This is a genomic window from Streptomyces noursei, assembly GCF_001646665.1.
Lineage (GTDB): Bacteria > Actinomycetota > Actinomycetes > Streptomycetales > Streptomycetaceae > Streptomyces > Streptomyces lavendulocolor.
Genome location: NZ_LWBU01000376.1, coordinates 1 through 19,055, shown reverse-complemented (window position 1 = coordinate 19,055; position 19,055 = coordinate 1). Strand labels below are relative to the sequence as shown.

Here is a 19,055-nt window from a genome sequence, read left to right as displayed (position 1 = left end):
CACCGGGTGGTCCGACCGGCCGTGCGGGGCCTGCGGATCGGCGTGCCGGTGCGAGGCGTACGCGAAGTGCCGGGAGACGGACCGCGGCAGCGATCGGGGCGGCGCGGCGGCAGCGAGAAGGCTGCCGCGGCGGTGCCGCAGCCGGCTGGGAGTTCGGCTGCGGCACACCCCACACACCAGGCTCGGAGGAGTGGGCCGGGCCTGATGACACCCCGCCTGCCCGGGCCCGCGGGCGGCATACTGCGCCGATCGGGTGATCCCCTGCCGAAGGAGCGGTGGCCGAACAGGCACGTTAGCGACCGCGCCCCCGGGGCACCTGTCATTGCGCCCGGGCCATCCTCGCCGGTGGCCGGGCGACGAATCCGTACACAACAGGCCCAGGGAGGCTGCGGTATGACGACGGCACGCGAGATCATGACCGAAGGCGCCGAGTGTGTCGGTGCCGAGGAGACAGTGCTCGATGCCGCGAAGAAGATGACCGAGCTGGGTGTCGGCGCGCTGCCCATCTGCGGCACCGACGACCGGCTCAAGGGGATGCTCACCGACCGGGACATCGTGGTGAAGGTCCTCGGCGCGGGCAAGGACCCGGGCCAGGTCAAGGCCGGTGACCTGGCGCAGGGCGAGGCGGTCACCATCGGCGCGGACGACAAGGCCGAGGAGATCCTGCGCACCATGACGGAGCACAAGGTGCGCCGCCTCCCGGTGATCGACGGTCACCGTCTGGTCGGTGTCGTGGCGCAGGCGGATGTCGCCCGTGCCCTGCCCGACCCCACGACGGGCGACCTGCTCCAGGCCCTGTCGACAGACTGACCGGGCCCCGTGGACCGGTCACCGCCGGTCCCGGCCGGTCATGCCGGTCCGACAGCGCCCGTGACTGCCGGAGCCGGTGGGTCGCAACCGGGCCCGCCCGCTCCGGCCGGCGTGTGCCGGCCGGGTGACCCGGAGATCGGTGACCGGTGCCGAGCACGCGGGTCGGTGTGCGTGGGTGCCGACCGTCAGTGCCAGCCGAAGCGGCGGTCGACCACCGCCGCGAACTCCTCCAGCGTCAGGACCGTGTCGCCGTTCTGGTCCGCCGTGTCGAACAGGGCGGAGGAGTCGTCGGCGTTTCCCACGCCCCAGGGCGGCAGGACGCCCGTCGCCACGAGGGAGGGGCCCTTCGTGCGCAGGGCGGTGATCACTTCTTCGCGGGTGAGCGTCCCGTTTCCGTCGAGGTCGAGCGCCTCGAACAGTTTGCGAGCCTTGTCGCTGGTCACGCCGTCGGTGTCCTTTCCCCCGGGCGGGCCGGTCAGCCCGCTCACGGATCACAACGCGTCCCGGGCCACCCCGGTTCCCGTTGTCCCGCCCCTGCTCCCGCTCCGGGCGTCCGGCCAGGGGTGCCGTCAGCGGTCCGTGCCCCAGCGCCACGGCAGTGTGCCACCCTCGGGGACAGCGGACCAGTGGACCAGCGGGCCGCCGCCGCGTCCAGGGGCCCCGTGGTCCGGGCAGGCTCGTCGCCGGTGAGGGGCGGGCGGCCCACCCCGCGGCCCTCGGTGGGCAGGCCGCGCCACACGCGGTACGCCCAGTTCACGGACAGCTCGGCGGCCATCACCGCGTCGCCGCCGCGCCGCAGCACCTTCAGCCCGGAGCGGCGGTGCCGACCGGGTTCCACGAGCGCGAACCCCTGGAAGGTGGCGCCCCGGGCCATCGAGCCCCAGAACCCGTCGTCGATGCCGAGCGCCGTCTCGACGACCGCGTGCACCAGGTCGTGCGGCATGGTGGGACCGGTGGGCTGGGCCGGCAGCTTCCTGAAGTGCATCTCCACCGCGGTGACGGTAGTCCCCCCGTGTCCCACCGCCAACCGGGTTCTGCCTCCCACCGACGGGGCGTGTGAGGGCCGCACCGGGGCAGGCCCGGGGTACCGCGCTCCCGTAGACGGCCCGCCCGGCCCGGGTTGTTTACAGCGCGTCCTCGGTGCAGGAGTGCACCCAGTGGTGGGCGGAAGCGTTGTTCTTGATCTTCTCGCCGCCGCCTTCGTCGCTCCCGTCCGTCGAGCGGCCGGTGCGGTGCCGGTGCCGTGTCAGAACCCGCAGTCCGCGACGTGAGCCAGGTGCTCGTCGCCGGTGATGTAGACGTTGTTCACCCACCCCCACTGGCCGCTGGGTGACTTGAGGTAGGTCCACCACCGGCTGCTGTAACCCGCGTCCGAGACGGTCTCGCCGACCTTCTGGCAGTACGCGGTCACCGTGGTCCGGGACACGGCCGCCACGACCTGGCAGTTCGCTCGGGAGGGGTAGGACTTGCACTGCTCGAAGGCGGTGCCGGAGGGCGCGTTGCGTACGTTGACGTCCGAGGCCCAGACGTGCACCTCGGTGTAGTCCGCGGCACCTGCCGGGGCCGCGGAGACGGTGGCGGCGGGACCGGCCACCGCCGCGGCGGTGGCGAGGAACATCGCGGCCAGTGTCCGTGCGGCGTTGCGTGCGATCACTGCGTTCTCCTGACGGTGTCCGTGCCCGCACCCGCCGGCGGGAGCCGGCGTGGCGGTGGTGGCGTCCGGGGGACGGATCCCGCGACACGCGCGTATGACACGGATCGCCGGCGAGTGTCCGGGCGCCCGCCTTCAGCCGCCCGCAGGTCGCGGCCCGCCGCGTGCCGGTCGACCGCCCCTACCACCGGCCGCCGGGGCGTCACCGGTCGGCGAAGAGCCGGTCCAGGTGCGCGTCCAGCCGCTGCGCGGCCTCCTCGCCGGTCTGCACCCCGAGCAGTGTGTACGCCGTCAACCCGTCCACCAGGCTGATCAGCAGCATCGCCTCGGTGTACGGGTCGAGAGCCCGCCCCCCGGCCGTCTCGCCCCGTTCCCGCGCGCTTCGCAGAAGGCTCGCCAGGAACTCCGCCAGCCTGGGGATGCCTTCCCGGGCCTCTTCGCGCAGGCGCTCGTCATGGATGGCGCGTGCGAAGTACGCCGCGCCGACCAGCGTGCCCACCCGGCTCTTCTCGTCCAGCGGGAGCATCCCCATCAGGCACTCGCGCAGCACGGCGCGCGGCGGCGGACCCTGGCCCGCCTCGGCCTCCGACTCCGCGCTCGGCCCCGTCCCCGTATCCGTACCCGTACCCGACCCGGGCCCCGCCGCGAGCGCGCCGATGCGTTCGCGGATGCGCTGGTCCGCCAAGGAGTTGATGTGGCGCAGGGCGAAGAGCAGCATCTCGTCCTTGGTACGGAAGTAGTGCTGCAACCGGCCCAGCGAGATGTCGGCCTCCGCCGCCACGTCCCGCAGGCTCACGCCGTCGAGGCCGCGCGTACTCGCGATGCGCCACAGCGCCTCCGCGATCTCCAGGCGTCTGGCCTCGTGGTCCACCTTCTTCGGCACCGGCCGGCCCCTTCTCCCTGCGACGGGCGGAGACGCCCGGCCGCTTTTCCAAGTCACTCGTACCGTTGTAACGTATCGTCATCCAATACAGTTGACTTGGAAAGTGGTCGGTACCCATGTCCTTGTCCGATGTCCCCGGCCTCAGGCCGCCCCGCCACCCCGTCCACCCCCGGGCCCGCACGTGGTGGACGGCGCAGGCGCTGGTGACGGTGAGCGGGCCGATGCTGCTGACCGCCCTGGCCCTGGGCCTGCTCTCCGTCCTGTTCTTCGCCGGCGCGCTGCCCTGGCTCGTCCCGCTCCTCGTCGTCACGCTCGTGGCACCCGCGCTCGCCTACGCGTTCCTCATGCCGCGCCGCCGGTACGCCGGTCATGCCTGGGAGCTGGGCGCCCACGCCGTCTACGCGGCGGACGGCTGGATATGGCGGCGGCGCCGGATCACCCCGCTGTCGCAGGTGCAGACCGTCGACACGGTCCGTGGGCCGATCCAGCGGCGCTACGGACTCGCCACGCTCACCGTCACCACCGCCTCCACCGCCGGCGAGGTCAGGATCGCCGGACTGGCGGATGCCGACGCCGAGGAATTGGCACGGCTGATCGGCCGGGCGACCCACACGGCCCGCACGCCCGCCGCCCACGCCGCCCCCGCCCCCGACGCCCACACCACCCCCGCCCCCGACGCCCATGCCACCACCACCCCCGCCCCCGGCGCCCACGCGCGCGTGGACCGCCCCGGCACGGAGGGTGCCGCGTGAGCCGCCACCGCGACCATGACGCCTGGCGGCGGCCGGCCGCCCGCACCCTGCTCGTGCACTGCGGCTGGCTCGCCCCTCCGCTGGGGTCCCTCGCCCTCACCGTGCTCGCCACCGGCGGCGAGGTCCCCGCAGGAGCCCGCGTCACGCTGACCGTCCTCGCCCTCTCGTTCGCCGCCGTCACCCTCGCCGGGCTGATCCGCTGGTCCCGCACCCGGTACCGGCTCACCGCCGACGCGTTCACGCTGCACCACGGGGCCTTCAGCAGGCGGCGCCGCACCGTCCCCCTCCACCGCGTGCGCAGCGTCGACCTCACGGCCACCGTGCCGCAACGGCTCCTCGGCCTCACCGCCGTACGGATCGGCACCACCGGCTCGGGCGAGGGGCACGGTGCGGTCACCCTGGAGGCGGTCACCGTCCCCGAGGCGCACCGCCTGCGGGCCGCGCTCCTCGAACACGCCCGCCCCGGGGACGCCGCCGGAGACACCGTGCTCAGCCGCATCGACTGGCGCTGGTTGCGCTACGCGCCGTTCACCTTCTGGGTGTTCGGCGGCGTGGGCGTCGTCGCGGGCACGGCGTACCGCGTCCTCGACGGCATGGGCGTCGATCCGTGGCGGACGGCCGTCGTCCGGGACGCCTTCGCCGCGTTCGGCGACCGCGCGTGGTGGCTGACCGCCCCCATGGCGCTCGCCGCCGTCGCCGCCCTCGGATCCCTCGGCGCGCTCGCCGTCTACCTGGAGAACTGGTGGCGCTACAGCGCCGCCTGGACCGACGCCGACACGCTCACCGTACGGCGCGGACTGCTGACCACCCGCTCGGTCGCCCTCGAACGCGACCGGCTGCACGGCGTACTGCTGCGCGAGCCCCTCCTGCTGCGCGCCGCCGGAGGAGCGAGCGTGGCCGCCGTGGCCGGCGGGCTCGGCGACAAGGAGGAGGCCCACCGGCGCGGCGCCCTGCTCCCGCCCGCGCCGCGCGACGAGGCGCTGCGCGTGGTCGCCGGCGCGCTCCGCGCCCCCTCGCGGCCGCTGGACGCGGTCCCGCTCACGCCGCACCCGAGGGCCGCGCTGCGGCGCCGGGTGGTGCGGGGCGTCCTGTTCGCCGTTCTGCCGGGGACGGTCGCCCTGCTCGCCGCGGGCCTGCTCCTCGCGCCCGTGCTCCTGCACGCCGCGTGGGTGTACGCGACGGCCGCGACGGCGGTGACGTGGCTGCTGGCCCGGGACGCCCACCGGAGCCTCGGCCACGCCCTGCGCGGCCCCCACCTCCTCGTACGGGCCGGTACGTTCAGCCGTGACACCCTCGCCCTGGAGCGCTCGGCCGTCATCGCGTGGACCTTCACGACCTCGCCGTCCGCCCGCCGCGCCGGTCTCGTCACCCTCACGGCGGCCGTCGCGGCGGGGGAACACGCCTACCCCGTACGGGACCTGGCGGCCCGCGACGCGGTGCCCCTCGCCGTCGCCGCGCTGCCCGGCGTGCTGGAGGAGTTCCTGGAGCCCGGGCCTGTCCGGAGCGCCGCGCACGGTACGGCGCGGCGACCGGCCTGAGCCCCGACTCGCTGCGCACGCTGCGTAACAGGCAGTGCGGCACGGGCGGCTGAGGCGGTCTCAGCGGCGACCGCGCGCGGACGTTGTCAGTGGGGCCCGCTAGTGTCCCGCTCATACCGCAGCTCAGGGGGATCAGGCCCCCTGGTTCCGGCTGCGCGCGATCGATGCGGAACGGCGAGGGGGGCAGCGACGAATGGGTTGGCTGACAGCGGGCGAAGGGTATGAAATCGCCCTGATGGAGGGCCGGGTGACGGCACGCGCCGTGACCGGACGGGCCGCGGGGCGGCAGTTGAAGACCATCCCCAAGGCACTGCGGGACCACCCCGAGGTCGACCGGCTGCGCCGCCTCGCCGAGTGGCTGGAGCGGCACGAGGCCGCGTGCGTGGCGCAGGTGGACGCCTGGATGGTCTCCTCCCTCCCGGTCCCCACCGCGCTCCTCGCCGGGGTCTGGCCGGACGAGGCGTGGCAGGGCGCGCTGCGCGACGTCGCCGTGGTCGGCGACGACCCCGACGAGGTCGGCTTCCTGCGCGACGCCACCACCACCGGCGAACTGCGCGTGGTCAACCTCGACGGCGAGACGGTCCGCCTCACCGCCCCCACCGTGACCCTGCCCCACCCCGTGCTCCTCCCAGACCTGGACGACGTACGGGAGTTCGCGGCCGAGCTCGGCATCGTGCAGCGGGTCGAGCAGATCCACCGCGCCACCTGGCACAAGCCGCAGGACCTCGCGGCCACCGCCACCGAGGTGCGCGACTTCGCCGGCGGCTCCTACCCCAACCGGTTCCGCCTGGCCGCCCGTGCCACCGGCCTCGGCTACCGGATCTCCGGCGGCTACGCCACCTGCCCGGTCCGCGACGCCGGCCGCAGCCTGGAGGCGGCCGTCTGGATCGGCGAACCCTACTGGGACGGCGACGCCACCACCGGAGCGCTGACCTGGCAGGACGAGAACGGCCGGGCCGTCCGGCTGCGGGAGGTCGGACCGGTCGCCTGGTCCGAGGGAATGCGGATGGCCGCCGCGCTGTACGCCGGCCGCACGATCGAAGAGGGCGGGAACGCATGAGCACCACCATCACCACGACCACCACCGCGGGCGCCGCCGCCCCGGATCCGGCGCCCGCCGCCGAGGCCGCGCTGCTGCTGGACGCCGGCGCGGTCCTGCCGGCCGGGACCGAGGGCGCCGGCCCCGACGCCGTCGACCTCACCGCCCGCGTCTACCGCCACCCCGGCCTGCCCGAGGGCCGCGTCGTGGTCCGCCTCGCCGCCGCCGAACTGGGCGCCGCCGAAGACCTCGCCGCCGGCTTCCTCGGCCTGGTACCCGACGCCGACCCGGCCGTCGTCGGCCTCGGCCGCCGGCAGGCACTCGGCTTCCCGGAGTGGGTGCTCGTCCACCACCCCGAGGACGGCCACCACGCCCTGGCACTCGTACCCGAACTGGAGGGCGTCGCCCGCCGCGCCAAGACCAAGCCGAAGGCCGCCCTGGAGGCCGTCCAGGAACTGGCCGACCGGCTGGCCGCCTCCCTCCCGCACTTCCTGCCGGTCTTCTACGAGGAGGCCGCACGCGTCTTCCTGGCGGTGGAGAACCCCACCTACGCCGCGCAGCTGTTCACCAAGGCCCGCAAGAGCGAGGCCAACCACGGCCTGACGATCGACGAGGACCGGCTCGACGCCGCGTTCCTGGAGTTCGCCCTGGCCGGCGCGCTGCCGGTGCGGGTCCTCACCTCGTACGCCAAGGAGCTGGAGCTGCGGGTCCCCGCCCCCCAGGCGTACGAGCGGTTCCGCCGGCTGTGCGTACGCCGCACCGCGGGCGGCATGGTGCCCTCCGCCCAGGTTGCCGCCGCCCTGCGCCGCCTGGCCCGGGCCGCCGGACTCGACCCCGCCGTGAGCGAACAGGACTACCTCGCCGAACTGCTCCCGCTGCCCGCCACCCTCCGCGCGGCCACCGGCTGGTGGAAGACCCACCGGCCCGCACTGGTGGCCCTGGCACGCCGCGAACCGGCCGTACGCGGCACCCTGCTGAACGCGATGCCCCAGTCCGACGACTACAACGGCGGCGAGACCACCCAGCTGTGGCTGGACATCCTGCACGAGTCGGGCGCCACCGCGGGCCTGATCCGGGCTGCCGTGCCCGCCGAGGAGCGCAGCGCCGACGGCACCGCCGGCTGGCTCGAGCGCTTCCACGCCGCCCGCCACACCGGCTGGGGCCGACGCCCCACCCTCCCGGTCCTGCTCGACGTCGTCGAGCGCGCCGCGGACCGGCTGCGCGCCGAACTCGCCGAGCCCGGACGCGAGAAGGGCCTGCGCATCGGTGTCCAGGACGCCGACCTGCTCGACCTGCTGCTGTGCCTGGGCATCCCGGTCGCCGACCCGGCGGAGCAGGCCGCGCTGAACCTGGAGGACTGGGCGCTCGCCGACGAGCGCCGCGACCTGCGGGGACTCGCCGCAGACGCACGCTTCCGCACCGCCTTCACCCACGCCCTGTCCGCCCTCGGCGACCACGACACCGCCAGGACCGTGATGCGCCGGCTGGCCGGATCGCCCGGCGGCCGGCCCGTACTGGCCGACTGGGTGCGCGACGTCGCGCGGTCGACCGCAGGCACCGGCCTGCCCGGCTTCCCCCAGGCCGTCGAGCGCCTGACCTGGCTGCCCGCCGAAGCACTCGTCCTCGCCGAGGAGGAGGTGGCCGCCGCGGGCGCCACCGACCTCGGAGCGCTCCTCGCCCGTACCCTGCGCGGCGGCCTGTTCGAGGAACTGGCCTGGCCCGCCTGGGAGGAGGCGCTGGCCGAGCTGGCCCCCCACCGCAACTCCGACCTCACCGTCATCACCGCCTGGCCCCACCTGATCGTGGCCAACCAGCGCCAGGTGCGGGTGCTCGACGCCGACTCCACCGTGCTCGTCCACGACCTGCGCATACCGGCGGGCACCCAGCGCACCGTCGGGTTCCACTACGTCGACGGCGCCCTGCTGGTCTGCTGGCGCCCCTGGCACGGCAACGGCGCCGCACAGGCCTACTGGCATACCGCACCCGACCGGGTCTTCAGCCTGGACACTGGCAAGAACCCCTGGCGACTGAGCTTCCAGCTCGCCGGGCTGCCCCTGCCCGGCGGCGGCCGCGCCACCGGCGCCGGCGTCCTGCACCGCGGCGACACCGGGCTCCCGGAGGAACGCCCGATCATCTCCGACGGCCGGTCCTACTGGACCTGGCAGACCCGCGAGGAGGCCGCCCACGGCGCACGGACCGACCGCGACGGCGGACCGACCGACGACGGACGGACCGACGGCGAACGGCGGGCCGCCGCCGGCTGGGTCGAGTACGACCCGGCGGACGGCACCACCGGCCGGCGCTCCCTGCCCGCCTTCCTCACCGACGCCGTCGAGGGCCACCCCCGGGGCAGCACCCTGTTGCCCGACGTCAGCTGGCTGCGCCCCGCGCCCACCGTCGAGGGATCCGTGCTCGGCGCACCCGTGGACGGCCTGCTCGGCTGGCGCGTCGTGCGACTCCCCGGAGGGGGCTGGCAGGCCGGCGACACCGCCGGACGCACCGTCACCGTCCCCGGCGGCGGCGACTTCCCCCTCGCGGCGGTCACCTTCCCCGGCGACGACCGGCCCCGGTCGCTCTCCGCGCACTGGCGGGAATTCCGGCTCACCGACCCGGACGGCGCGGTCACCGCCGAGTCGCGCTGCCACGCCGGCCACGGCGCCCCGGGCGGCCGGGCCCCCAAACTGCCGCCCACCCACCACTGGTTCTGCCTGCGCCCGCGCGACCCGCACGGCTCCCTGGCGCTCCGTGCCGTCGACCGCGACACGGCGGCCCGCCTGCTCGCCACGGCCGCCGACGCCACCACCGACGACGAACTGCCCGCCCTCGTGACGGCCGCCCTGCCCGGGGTCACCGACCCCATCCTGGTCCAGGGCATCGTGAGCGTCCTCCTCTTCGCCCTCACCCAGCGGGCGACCCTGGACGGCATCGCCGCCCGGCTGGCCTCCGCCGTCCGCGGCGACACCGTCCGCCGGACCCCCCGGGGCCCCGCCGACCGGGTGCTCGACGAAGCCCTGAACGGCCTGACCGGCACCATGCGCTACGGCTGGTCCGGCGGGGAGGACGACGGCGTCTCCCAGGCCCTGCACGCCTTCACCACGGCGGCCGCGGACACCGGGGCAGCCGCCGCCCCGCGCCGGCTGCACACCGAGATGCCCGCCCTTCCGCACTCCGTCCTCCCGTGGACGTCGCTGCTGGACCACCCCGCCGCCCTCGCCTACCGCGCGGCAGCCGCCGGCACCTCCGAGGAGCACCGCGCCGCCCTGCTGGCCCTGCTCGCCCAGGTCGACCAGGCGGGCCTGGCGTCCGCCGCGACCGGCCGCTGGCGCCGCGTCGTCGTCCACCTCGCGCAGCAGGAGCTCCGCCGGGCGGACGGCACCCTGCACAACGCCCACCACCAGTCCGTCCTCCCCCTGGGCGGAGGGGCGTTCCTCGCCACCACCGAATACTGCGCCCAGGTGCCCGGAGGCTTCGAGATCGGGGCGCTCCAGCACGATCCGGCGGGCCGGTTCGCCCTGCCCGAGCCCTACGTGCCGCGCAGCGGGAGCCCCGTCGGCGACCCCGCCCGCGAGGCCGGCTGGCTCACGGACTTCCTGACCATGGCCACCGAGCGGGGGGCCGCGCCCTGGCTGCCGGAGGCCGCCGAGGAGTTCGTCCGCCTGACCGGCGCCTCCGGCACCGTCGCCCGCCTCGTGGTGGCCGGCCTGCCCGGCCTGGACGCGTACGAGCGCGGCTTCCTCACCGCCGAACAGCGGTCCGTCCTCGGCGTCAAGGTCGCCGAAGCCGCGGTGGCCCGCGAGGACATCCGCACCCTGACCGGCGAGGTGCGCCGCCGGCTGGTCGCCGCGCTGCTGCCGGCCGACCCCGCCCGGCTGTGGACGGACGGACCGGACGTGGCCGCGGCCGCCGAGGTCTGGAACCGGTGCGTCGGCCGCCGCACCCCGCTCCCGGAGTGGCTGATCACCGAGGCACACTCCCACCTCAAGGGCAGCTGGCCGGCGCTCCGCGCCCTGCCGGCCGTCCTCGACCCAGCGTCCTCGCCCGCCCTCGGCACCGACGTGGCGTGGACGGTCAAGGGCGACCGGATCGCGCCCCAGCAGCCGGCCGCCCTCGGAACCACCGGCGGCCGGGCCGACTCCGACGACAGATTCACCGCCGACGTGCTCACCGGAGCCGTCGCCACGCTCGCCTGGCTGGCACACCGCCTGCCCGCCGGCCACCCCCTCCGGGCACAGCTCCCCACGGCGCTCACCGCCGTCCGCCGGCGGCTCGCCTTCCCCGAACTGATGCTGAACCTGCGCGGGTACGTGGCCCTCGGCCCGTTCCGCAAGGCGGCCGGCGCCCCGACCCGCACCACCGAGCACTTCGAGCAGTACGGCGCGGTCGTCATGGCCACGCACGACGACCAGCCCATGCCCGCGGTGTACCCGGCCCTGCTGGACTCGGCCGGCAGCGACCCCTACCTGCCGCTGCTGCGCAACGCGGACCAGAACCTCCTGCCCGTGGAGGCGGCCCTGCGGATCGTCGCCGACCCGCGCTTCGCCGCCCTCCTCGCCGACCCGGGCGCCCCGGTGGCGGGCGCGACGGACGCCGAGGGCACCTGGTGGCCCCAGGACCCGGGCAGGTCCGTGCCCGAACTAGTGGCGGAGGCGGCGACCACGTACGGCCTGGGGACCGACGCCGCCGCCCTCTACCTGATGCTGCTCGCGATGCCCGACCCCACCGACCGCAACACCGCCCGGTGGATGGGCTGGAAGCCGGCCCGGGCCAAGGCCGCCCGCGCCGAACTGGCCGCCACCGACCTGGTGGTGGCGGCCCGCCGCACCAGGGCCGGGCGCGGTCTCTTCCTGCCCGGCGGCTGGGTCGAGGCCCACGCGCCCGCCGTCCCGCTGGAGCAGTGGAAGGCACCGCTGTTCGACCTGCTGGCCGACCGGACGGCGCACCTCGGCGTCCTGGTGCCCACCGAGCCCGCGGCCGAGCTCTACGGCAGGGCGTGGCAGCGGATATGCGAGGGCGACACCCCGCGCTTCGCGGAGCTGAAGGTCCGCCGCCGCGCTCGCCGGCGCTGAGCGGTCCCCGCGGGACCGTCCGGTCCCGCGGAGCCCCGCCCACCAGGGCCCGCGCACATTCACCGCGTACAACCACCGCGCGCACGCCACCACGGCTCGTGCCACCTCAGGCCCGGTCCCCGGGCCGCTCCTCCCGGTCCCGGCCCGGCCGGCCCGCCGTCCTCCCTCCGGGGCAGGCCGCGGGCCGGCCCGGGGGACCGGCCGCACCCACCCACACCACCGAGAACAGGACGAACAACCGATGACCACCACCGACCAGCCCGCGGCCGCACCCTCGGCGGCACCCCCCGCCGCCCGGCAGGTACTCCCCGCAGAGGAGCGGTACGCAGCCGAACTCGCCTTCCTCGCGGCCCAGGACACCGGCCCCCGGCCGCCCGGCTGGGCCCTGACCCCGCGCGCGGTGGTCACCTTCGTCTGCGGCAGCGACGGCGAGGAACTCGCCCTCCCCGAGCCGCGCGCCGGGCTTCCCACCCGTATGGCCGTCGCCCCCAAGTTCGTCGGCGAGCGCGCCCTGGTCGAGCGCTGCGTGGTCACCCTGGCGGGCGAGCGCGGCCTGCTGCTCGTCGGTGAACCGGGCACGGCCAAGTCGCTGCTGTCCGAGCTGCTCTCCGCCGCCGTCTGCGGCACCAGCGCCCTCACCGTCCAGGGCACCGCCGGCACCACGGAGGACGCCTTCCGCTACGGCTGGAACTACGCCCTGCTCCTCGCACAGGGCCCCACCCCGCAGGCGCTCGTCGACTCCCCGGTCCTCACCGCCATGCGCACCGGCCGGGTCGCCCGGATCGAGGAGATCACCCGCTGCCTGCCCGAGGTCCAGGACGCCCTGGTCTCCCTCCTGTCCGACCGCCGCGTCAGCGTCCCGGAGCTGGGCGCCGAGGCGGAGGGGCAGATCAGCGCCGCACCCGGCTTCACCGTCATCGCCACCGCCAACCTCCGCGACCGCGGCGTCTCCGAGATGTCCGCCGCCCTCAAGCGGCGCTTCAACTTCGAGACCGTGGACCCCATCGCCGACCCGGACACCGAGACCGCCCTGATCCGCCGCCAGGCGGTCGGCGCGGTGCAGCGGGCCGGAGCCGCGTTCGGGGTGGACGACTCCGTGCTGGACGCCCTCGTCACCGTCTTCCGGGACCTGCGCACCGGCCGTTCCGCCGAGGGCTGGGACGTGGAGCGGCCCGGCACGGTGATGTCCACCGCCGAGGCCGTGCAGGTCGCCGCGTCCCTGGGCGTGGCCGCCGCCTACCTCCCCGGCGGCGACGTCCTGGACCTGCTCCCCGGCCACCTGCTCGGCGTCGTCCGCAAGGACGACCCCGCCGACCACGGCAGGCTGCTGGGCTACTGGGACGGCCCGGTCCGCCGCCGCGCCGAGGACGGCTCCGCCATGTGGCGCCGCCTGTGGGACCTGCGCGGGAGCCTCCGGTGAACCACGCCCCCACCCCCGTACCCTCCGGTGCGCCGCCGCACGGCCCCGGGGCCCGCACGACCGGCGACCGGGACGGCTCCGTCCCGGCGCCGACCGGCACCGGCCCGGACGCGGCCCGGGCGTCCGGCGCCGGGGCGGACCGCCCCGACCCGCGGTCCGCCGTCGACGCCCTCACCACCTCCCGTACGCCGTACCTCCTCGGCGTACGCCACCACAGCCCCGCCCTCGCCGCGGTGATCCCCGCGCTGCTGGACGCCTCGGGCGCGGACGTGGTCTGCGTGGAGCTGCCCGCCGACTTCCAGGACTGGCTGCCCCACCTGGCCGACCCGGAGACCCGGGCCCCGGTGGCGCTGGCCGGCGCCGGAACCGACGGCCGGCTCGCGTTCTACCCGTTCGCCGACTTCTCGCCGGAACTCGCCGCCCTGCGCTGGGCCCGCGAGCGCGGCGCCCGCGTGCTCTGCTGCGACCTGCCAATGGCGGACCGCGGCTGGGCGCCGCCGGCGGAGGCGGCCGAGGACGGCTCCGTCGCGGACGCCGCCCCCACCGCACCGGACCCTGCGCGCGGCACGGACACGCCCCGGGGCCCCGGGGCACCGCCGTCCTTCGCCGACGCCCTCACCGCGGCCGGGACCGGCCGCGACGGCGACGACCTGTGGGACCGGGCCGTCGAGGTGCTCGCCCCGGGCTGCACGCCCGAGGCGGTCCGCCGCGCCGCCCTCGGCGTCGGGTGGGCACTGCGCCAGGATGCCGCCGCCCACGGCGGGATACCGGCCACGGACCTCGCCCGCGAGGCCCACATGCGGCGGGTCGTCGCCTCCGCCGCGGCGGAGGGCGGCACCGTCGCCGCGGTCGTCGGCGCCTTCCACGCACCCGCGCTCCTCACGGCAGCCGTCCCGGTGCCGGCCGACGGCCTCCGGACGGCCGACGACCCGGCGCATCCGTCGGACCCGGCGGACCCGTCGGCCCTGTCGGGCCCGGCGGAACCTGCCGCCCCGGCCGGCCCCTCGGTTCCGGCCGCCGGCGCCGGCGCGCCCCCGGCAGGGCCCGACGCGGCGGTGACGTCCCTGGTCCCGTACTCCTTCGACCTGCTCGACTCCCGCTCCGGATACCCGGCGGGCATCCGCGACCCGCTCTGGCAGCAGGCCGTGCTGCGGGCCGGCGGCGACCCCGACCGGCTGCACGCCGCCGCCGCGCGCGCCGTCACCGACGTCTGCCGCGAACTGCGCGCCGCCGGCCACACCGCCGGCACCGGCGAGGCCGCCGAGACCCTCCGCCTCGCCTGCGACCTCGCCCGGCTGCGCGGCCTGCCCGCGCCCGGCCGCGGCGAGCTGCTGGAGGCCGTCACCACCGTGCTCGGCCACGGAGAACCGCTCGGCCGCGGCCGGGCCCTCGCCGCCGCGCTGGAGACGGTCCTGGTCGGCACCGGCCGCGGGGTCCTCGCGCCGGGCACCCCGCGCTCGGGCCTCGGCCCCGACGTGGAGGCGGAGTTGGCGCGGCTGCGCCTGCCGTGCCCTGAGAACCCCGAGTCCCGGGAGATACGCCTCGACCCGCTGCGCTCCGAACTCGACAGCCGCCGCGAGATCCTGCTCCAGCGGCTCGCGGCATGCGGCGCGGGCTACGGCACGCCCCTGCCCGTCGCGGCGACCGGGGACGGCACCGCGCTCGGCACCCGGTGGCGCCTGTCCTGGACACCCACCGTGCCCGCCCGCCTCGACCTGGCCGGCGTCCGGGGCGTGACGGCGGCCATGGCCGCGGCCGGGACCCTGCGGGAGACCGCCCGCCGGGAGGCGGCCGACGGCGGGGCCACCTGCGCCCGGATCCTCGCCGGACTGGACGCCGCCGCCCGCTGCGACCTGCCCGAACTGGTCACCGAGCGGCTCGCCGAGGCCGCCGCCGTGCTGCCCGCCTCGGCGACCCTGCCCGAACTCCTGCAAGCCGTCGACCTGCTGGAGGCCCTGCACCGGGGGCACCTGCCGGGCACCGGGCCCGAGGGCCGGGCAGCCGCCTCCGACCTCGCCGCCGAACTGCTGGAGTCCGCCGTCGGAGCCCTGCCCGGCCTGGCCGGCAGCGACGACGACGCCGACGCGGCCGCCCTGGTGGCCCTCGCCGACCGGGCGGCGGGCCGCTTCCTCGGCCTGCGCCTCGACGGGACCCTGGGCGAGCTGGTGGCGACCGGCTCACCCCTGATGCAGGGTGCGGCGCTGGCCGTCCGGGTCCTGCTCGACCTCGAACCGGCCGCCGCGCTCGGCCGTCGGGTCACCGGCTGGATCGACACCGCCACGGACGCGGACGGCCGGCGCCGGCTCACCCGCCGGCTGCGGGGCCTGCTGTCCGCCGCCGGCCCTCTCCTGGCGACGTCGGCCACGGCCCTGGACCCGCTCCTGGACCGGGTGGACGGCCTCACCGACCCGGACTTCCTGGACCGGTTGCCGGCCCTGCGCGGGGGCTTCGACGCGCTCAGCCCCGCCGCGCGCGACCGGCTGCTGCACACGGTCACCGCCCGGCTCGGCGACCGCGTAGACCTCTCCCTCGACGCCCCGGCGGCGCTCCTCGCCCTGTGGGCGGCCGCCGACGCGGCCGGCCTGGCGGCGGTGGCGTCGCTCCCCGCCGGCCTGCGCCCGGACACCGTCGATGCCGCCGGGGCGGACGTGGACACCGAAGCGGTGGACACCAAGGCCGTGGACATCACGACGGTGCAAACCGAGGCCATGGACAGCGAAGCCGTCCACGCCGGGCCCGTTGCCGCCGTCGGGGCCGAAGCGGACACCGACTCCACGCAGACGGCCACCGAGGTCCCCCGAGCGGCCGCCGCCTCGGCCGGCCCGGCGCGGCGCATCCAGCCGGCCGACCGCTGGCGGCTGCTGCTCGGCCGGCAGCACGACCGGCTGCCCTCCCACGCCCGCCGCTACGCCACGGCCCTCGACGAGCTGTACGGCGCGGGCCGCGGCGAAGGAGCCGAAGAGATCGGGGGAGGCGGTGCGGGCGGTGGACAAGAGGCCCCGTTCCCCACCGCCCGTGAGTGGTCCGAGGAACTGGAGGCGCTGTTCGGCGCCGACGTCCGCGAGGAAGTGCTCGCCGGCGCGGCCGACGCGGGCCGTACGGACGTGCTCACCCACCTCGACCCCGCCGCCGTCCGCCCGTCCGTGGAACTGCTCACCTCCGTGCTCTCGCTCGCCGGAGGGCTGCCCGAACGCCAATTGCAACACCTCCGCCCGTTGGTGAAGCGCCTGGTCGACGAGTTGGCCGAGCAGCTGTCCACCCGGCTGCGCCCCGCGCTCACCGGCATCACCTCGCCCCGCCCCACCCGCCGCCCCGGCGGACGGCTCGACCTGCCCCGCACCCTGCGGGCCAACCTGGCGCACACCCGGCTCCTGGAGGACGGCACCCCGGTCGTCGTCCCCGAACGACCGGTGTTCCACACCAGGGTGAGCCGTGCCGCGGACTGGCGGCTGGTCCTGGTCGTCGACGTCTCCGGCTCGATGGAGGCATCGGTCGTCTGGTCCGCGCTGACCGCCGCCGTGCTGGGCGGCGTACCGACCCTGTCCACCCACTTCCTCGCCTTCTCCACCCAAGTGGTGGACCTCACCGACCGGGTCGACGACCCGCTCTCCCTCCTCCTCGACGTACGCGTCGGCGGCGGCACCCACATCGCGTCGGCCCTGGCGCACGCCCGTACGCTCGTCACGGTCCCCAGCCGCACCCTGGTCGTCGTCGTCAGCGACTTCGAGGAGGGCGCCCCGCTCGGCGGGCTGCTCGCCGAGGTGCGCGCCCTCGCCGGCTCCGGCGCCCACCTGCTCGGGTGCGCCGCCCTCGACGACACGGGCACCCCCCGCTACTCGGTCCCCGTCGCCCGGCAACTCGTCGCGGCCGGGATGCCGGTGGCCGCCCTCAGCCCCCTCGCCCTCGCCCGCTGGGTCGGCGACCGCCTCCGTGGAGAAGCCCGTTGAGCACCACGCACCCCTGCGAACCCGGCACCGGGCCCTTCCCTCCCGTCGCCCCGGAAGTCCTCGCGGAAGCCGTCGAGGGGCTGACCGGGCGGCTGCGCAAGAAGCTCGACGCGGCCGTCGCGAGCTGCGCCGACCTGGCCAGGCCCGGCGAGGACGGCACCGTCGCCGTCCGCTTCGGCGAGGACGCCGAGGTCACGGTGCGCCCCGGCCCCTCGGGCGCGGTGACCCGGCCCGAACAGGCCACCTGCACCTGCCTGCTGGCCCCCCGCTGCCTGCACCGCGCCGCCGTGCTCGGCGCCGCGCCGCTCGCCGGACCGGAGGACCTTCCTCCGGAACACGGCCCGGACCTCGCCCCGGACCCGGCCCCGGACGCCCCGTCGGAGGAGCCGGCGCCCGGCACCGCGCCGGCGCCCGCGACCACGCCCGGAACGCCCGTGACGACCTCCGCCGGAGCGGACACCCGACCGGCCGGGACCACGACCGGGAACACGACCGCGACCGCCGTGCAGGCCGCGGTCCGGGCCGCTCCCGCGTTCCCGTCCCCCGCCGGCCTCCCGTCGGCACCGGCCGACGCCGGCACCACGGCCCCGACCGCCGCCCAGTCCGCGGCGGCGGGCGCCCTGTGGCACGTGGCCGCCAACGCGCTCGCGGGAGGGGTGCCGGCGGCCGGCGCGGTGGTCCAGGCGGAGTTGCTGCGGGCGGCGCACGGAGCCCGGCTCGCCGGGCTGCCCCGCGCCGAGGCGGCCGCCCTGCGCGTGGTGCGCGGTCTGCGCAACACCCGTGACCGGCGCGCCGCCCAGCGGCTGACCCACCTCGCGGAGGCGTTCCGCGACCTGCTCCACGTCTGCGGGTCCGTCGCCGCCGGCCGCGGCGGCCCGTCCCTCACCGGCACCACCCGGCGCGCCTACCGGGAGGGCGGCAGCCTCCGCACGTACGGCCTGTGCCGCGAGCCCGTGCTCTCCGCCACGGGGTACGGGGGAGTGGTGACGCACCTGATCACCCCGGACGGCGCCCAGCACCAGGTGTCCGACGTGCGGCCGGGCGGACTCGCCCGGGCCCGCGGCGCAGGCTCCGCGTCCGTCGCGCTCGGCGGCGCCACCCTCGACCACGCCGGGCTGTCCCGCGGCGGCCTGCTGATCGTGGGCGCCACCGTCTCCGCGGACGGCCGTCTCGGCGCCGGACGGGGCGTCAAGGCGACCCCGCTGCGCGGCGTCCCGTGGACGGAAGCGCCCGCGGCGGGGCTCTTCGCCCGCCCGGCGGCCCGGGCCGTGGCCGCCCGTACGGCGGACCCGGACGCCGCGGAGACGCTGCTCGGCTGCGACGTCGCGGTGGTGGCCCCGGCCGACGACCACCTGCTGGTCCGCGAGCTCTCCCCGGACGGCACGGTTCCCCCGGACGCGCCGCTCCTGCGCCTGTTGCCCGGGCACCCGCACCCCGAGCTGGCGCACACGGGGAACCTCCGCCGCCTGGGTGAGCGCCCGGGCCTGCGGCTGCGGGTGCTGGGACGCCCGGACCTGACCCGGGCGGCGACCCTGCGCGCGCTCGCTGCCGGGCCGGTGCCCGGAGCGGAGTACACGCTGCGCCTGCCGGACGAGTGGCTGGGCCGGGCCGACCTCGGCTACGACCGGATCCAGGGCGTGCACCTGCCACCTGCGGAGCACCGCCCGGCCGGCGACCCGCCGGGTCCGGCCGGCCCCGCCCCGGATCCGCTGGCCGAATCGCCGTTGTGGCGGGTGCGCGGGCTGCTGGGGGGGGGGGGGGGGGGGGGGGGGGGGGGGGGGGGCGGGCGGGGCCCGGGGGGGGGGGGCGGGCGGGCCCCCCCCCCTGGCGCGGGCCGCGCCGCCCTCGCCGGGCCCCCCCCGCCCGGCGCGCCCTTCCTGCTCCCCGGCCCGTTCCGTCTCCTCCCCCCCCCCCTCCCCCCCCGCCCCCCCCGCCCCGCGGGCGCCCGC

At 77.0% G+C, this 19,055-nt stretch carries 12 protein-coding genes; 8 read left to right on the top strand and 4 right to left on the bottom strand.

Annotation, left to right across the window (positions count from 1 at the left end; genetic code table 11):
* The first annotated feature begins 393 nt into the window (after positions 1 to 393).
* Positions 394 to 810: a CBS domain-containing protein gene (locus A4V12_RS29495; protein ID WP_064072515.1), complete on the top strand. Its 417-nt coding sequence runs from the start codon at positions 394 to 396 to the stop codon at positions 808 to 810.
* Between the two features lie 185 nt (positions 811 to 995).
* On the opposite strand, the gene A4V12_RS29490 is transcribed toward A4V12_RS29495, so the two are convergent.
* From A4V12_RS29490 to A4V12_RS29475, 4 genes are all read right to left on the bottom strand, one after another.
* The gene (locus A4V12_RS29490) at positions 996 to 1,253 is read right to left on the bottom strand and encodes an EF-hand domain-containing protein (RefSeq protein WP_064072549.1); all 258 of its coding nucleotides are present in this window, start codon (positions 1,251 to 1,253) and stop codon (positions 996 to 998) included.
* Positions 1,254 to 1,294: 41 nt separating this feature from the next.
* Positions 1,295 to 1,801: a hypothetical protein gene (locus A4V12_RS29485; RefSeq protein ID WP_064072514.1), complete on the bottom strand. Its 507-nt coding sequence runs from the start codon at positions 1,799 to 1,801 to the stop codon at positions 1,295 to 1,297.
* Between the two features lie 255 nt (positions 1,802 to 2,056).
* Positions 2,057 to 2,464, bottom strand: a complete 408-nt coding sequence (locus A4V12_RS29480) for an SH3 domain-containing protein (protein ID WP_079137443.1) — start codon at positions 2,462 to 2,464, stop codon at positions 2,057 to 2,059.
* Between the two features lie 199 nt (positions 2,465 to 2,663).
* Entirely contained in the window at positions 2,664 to 3,344 is a 681-nt protein-coding gene (locus tag A4V12_RS29475) for a TetR/AcrR family transcriptional regulator (protein ID WP_064072513.1), read from the bottom strand.
* 116 nt (positions 3,345 to 3,460) lie between these two features.
* Here A4V12_RS29475 and A4V12_RS29470 point away from each other — a divergent pair, with 116 nt between their 5' ends.
* The 7 genes from A4V12_RS29470 to A4V12_RS29440 all read left to right on the top strand — a co-directional run.
* Entirely contained in the window at positions 3,461 to 4,096 is a 636-nt protein-coding gene (locus tag A4V12_RS29470) for a PH domain-containing protein (RefSeq protein WP_079137442.1), read from the top strand.
* Positions 4,093 to 5,634, top strand: a complete 1,542-nt coding sequence (locus A4V12_RS29465) for a PH domain-containing protein (RefSeq protein WP_064072512.1) — start codon at positions 4,093 to 4,095, stop codon at positions 5,632 to 5,634. The genes A4V12_RS29470 and A4V12_RS29465 overlap by 4 nt, the downstream gene beginning before the upstream one ends.
* A gap of 193 nt (positions 5,635 to 5,827) precedes the next feature.
* On the top strand, positions 5,828 to 6,694 hold the full coding sequence (locus tag A4V12_RS29460) for a DUF4132 domain-containing protein (RefSeq protein ID WP_064072511.1): 867 nt from the start codon (positions 5,828 to 5,830) through the stop codon (positions 6,692 to 6,694).
* Complete coding sequence (locus tag A4V12_RS29455) at positions 6,691 to 11,739, top strand: DNA-binding protein (RefSeq protein WP_234372373.1); 5,049 nt, start codon at positions 6,691 to 6,693, stop codon at positions 11,737 to 11,739. Before A4V12_RS29460 ends, A4V12_RS29455 begins: the two co-directional genes overlap by 4 nt.
* A gap of 241 nt (positions 11,740 to 11,980) precedes the next feature.
* Positions 11,981 to 13,159 carry an ATP-binding protein gene (locus A4V12_RS29450; RefSeq protein ID WP_064072510.1) on the top strand — a complete coding sequence of 393 codons (1,179 nt, stop codon included), beginning with the start codon at positions 11,981 to 11,983 and terminating at the stop codon, positions 13,157 to 13,159.
* On the top strand, positions 13,156 to 17,106 hold the full coding sequence (locus A4V12_RS29445) for a vWA domain-containing protein (protein WP_079137441.1): 3,951 nt from the start codon (positions 13,156 to 13,158) through the stop codon (positions 17,104 to 17,106). The genes A4V12_RS29450 and A4V12_RS29445 overlap by 4 nt, the downstream gene beginning before the upstream one ends.
* Positions 17,103 to 19,055 (top strand): SWIM zinc finger family protein (locus A4V12_RS29440; RefSeq protein WP_064072509.1); only part of this gene is annotated, 1,953 nt, incomplete at its 3' end. The genes A4V12_RS29445 and A4V12_RS29440, both read left to right, overlap by 4 nt.

Bases quoted from the DNA above. Each gene is read 5' to 3' on its own strand.
- A4V12_RS29495 (WP_064072515.1), top strand. From the start codon at position 394: ATGACGACGGCACGCGAGATCATGACCGAAGGCGCCGAGTGTGTCGGT.
- A4V12_RS29470 (WP_079137442.1), top strand. From the start codon at position 3,461: ATGTCCTTGTCCGATGTCCCCGGCCTCAGGCCGCCCCGCCACCCCGTC.
- A4V12_RS29460 (WP_064072511.1), top strand. From the start codon at position 5,828: ATGGGTTGGCTGACAGCGGGCGAAGGGTATGAAATCGCCCTGATGGAG.
- A4V12_RS29455 (WP_234372373.1), top strand. From the start codon at position 6,691: ATGAGCACCACCATCACCACGACCACCACCGCGGGCGCCGCCGCCCCG.
- A4V12_RS29450 (WP_064072510.1), top strand. From the start codon at position 11,981: ATGACCACCACCGACCAGCCCGCGGCCGCACCCTCGGCGGCACCCCCC.